A 431-nucleotide genomic window follows, 5' to 3' on the forward strand; every position below is an offset into this window, starting at 1 on the left:
GAAAAAGGCCGTCTGAAAAGTTTTCAGACGGCCTGCTTATTCCAAAAGAAAATCCCGTGAGCGCAACCGAACCGTTCGATTTACCTCTTTTCCTGAAAAATCTGCCCAATCTGCCGGGCGTGTACCGTTTTTTTGACGAAGACAACAATGTTTTGTATGTCGGCAAAGCGGTCAATCTCAAGCGGCGCGTTTCCAGCTATTTCCAAAAAAACGACCATTCGCCGCGCATCGCATTGATGGTAAAACAGGTTCACCATATCGAAACCACCATCACGCGTTCTGAAGCCGAAGCGCTGATTCTCGAAAACAACTTCATCAAAGCCTTGTCGCCGAAATACAATATTCTTTTCCGCGATGACAAAAGCTATCCTTATTTGATGCTCAGCGGCCATCAATATCCGCAAATGGCGTATTACCGCGGCACGCTGAAG

The 431-nt window shown here is 46.9% G+C and carries 1 protein-coding gene; it reads left to right on the forward strand.

What is annotated here, in order from left to right; genetic code table 11:
* Positions 1-56 precede the first annotated feature (56 nt).
* Positions 57-431 (forward strand): GIY-YIG nuclease family protein (locus ACTHUF_RS11425; RefSeq protein WP_440407778.1); only part of this gene is annotated, 375 nt, incomplete at its 3' end.

The sequence above is a fragment of the Neisseria sp. P0024.S006 genome (genome assembly GCF_051956595.1).
Taxonomy (GTDB): Bacteria; Pseudomonadota; Gammaproteobacteria; order Burkholderiales; family Neisseriaceae; genus Neisseria.